Raw genomic sequence first — 1,352 nt, 5'->3', positions numbered from 1 at the left:
TGCACAGCGCCGAGGAGGCTCCCGGACCGCCCGCGGAAAGCGAACGCCTGGAACGGAAATCAACAGGCAAGTTTAACAGAGCCTTAAAATAAAGGAGATATAAAGCGATGACAGAAATCACATTTTTAGCTTCATCCAAACCATTTAAAATGCCTGATGAAATCGAAGAATACAATAATCGAACAGTATTTGAACGTGAGGAAGATTTTATATTCTTTACTGTTCATAAAATGGACGATTATTGGAAGAGAGAGGTGGAAGGTCTGTTTTCTTTTCCTTATATTTACGAGGTAAATGGAGTGGGGAACCGCTTATTTCTTACATATATTGAAAAGTATATGGAAATAGGAGATGTGTTTGAAATTTACAGTGTACCGAATCAACACGCATTCGAATATTACATGGAAACAATGCTAGCCAAACCAGAACCAATTGAAGTAAATGTGGGGAGTTATACGTACCGAGATATTTACGGTACATACCAATTAAATGCTAAAAAGTGGTTGGAGGAATTAAGCCATCGTAGGTATATTACGCATCATGGTATCACCACATTTGTAAAATATTGAAGGTAGGATAATAAATGGGTGCAATCTAAAGGGACGCCCTGAATTTTGTCGATGTTTGATAGGGTGTATGGGTAGTTGTTAGCAAATCATTATCGATCTTAATAAAATAAGCCTACTTTTTCTATAGAACTTGTTTATAGCATTCCATTTTTTGCATAAAAAAGCCTTTATATACAAGTTTTGTCTAAAACCTTGTATATAAAGGCTCAGAAATTAATAAAAATAATTTTTAACTTCCACAATGCTTTCCGTTAATATAATAAGATGACTCCGAGAATACAGTAAATACAACCTCTACTTCTGTAAGCCCAAAGTCCATTATGTATGTTGTAATCGCCTGAGCAAATTGATCACGAATTTCTTGTCCTCTTTCGAACCATTTAACCTCTATAAGAGGAAAAGCCTCTATTTCTTTCTCATCAAATACAAAAGTAGAATGTTGTAATTCCAACGTGAAGTTATCCGTACCGCATTCACAAATCGCTGCGAGTTCTTCTACTAATGGTCTACTAATATTTTTTAATTGTTGGGTAGTAATTCCACGAAACATAATATGTGGCAAGTTCATTCCTCCATTTTCTTCCTTTTAGTTTTCGTAAATTAATAAATTGTGCCTCATTTGACAGTTCTATTGTATGTTTTTTCGTATAGCAAAACAAACACTTTTAACGCACTGGGGGTCAGGGGGTCAGACCCAATGTCATCAATCTAAACTTCAAAAAACAGGAAAATAAGCAACTAAATAGGAAGTAAGGGTTTCCGTTCTGTTCTCCGAGGCTTACC

The 1,352-nt window shown here is 35.7% G+C and carries 2 protein-coding genes; one reads left to right on the top strand and one right to left on the bottom strand.

Annotated elements, in window-relative coordinates:
• Positions 1 to 107 precede the first annotated feature (107 nt).
• A complete protein-coding gene (locus ACTXGU_RS22215; RefSeq protein ID WP_443483693.1) occupies positions 108 to 569 on the top strand; it encodes a hypothetical protein in 462 nt (153 codons plus the stop codon).
• A 229-nt stretch (positions 570 to 798) separates the two neighbouring features.
• Here the strand turns inward: ACTXGU_RS22215 and ACTXGU_RS22210 are convergent, their stop codons facing one another.
• A complete protein-coding gene (locus ACTXGU_RS22210) occupies positions 799 to 1,131 on the bottom strand; it encodes a DUF1904 family protein (protein WP_443483692.1) in 333 nt (110 codons plus the stop codon).
• Positions 1,132 to 1,352: the final 221 nt, after the last annotated feature.

Origin of the sequence: Niallia sp. 01092 (assembly GCF_052318935.1) — a bacterium.
Classification (GTDB): Bacteria; Bacillota; Bacilli; order Bacillales; family Cytobacillaceae; genus Niallia.
This window is presented reverse-complemented; position numbering and strand designations above follow the sequence as displayed.

Excerpts from the sequence above, each read along its gene's own strand:
- ACTXGU_RS22215 (WP_443483693.1), top strand. The coding sequence starts at position 108 with ATGACAGAAATCACATTTTTAGCTTCATCCAAACCATTTAAAATGCCT.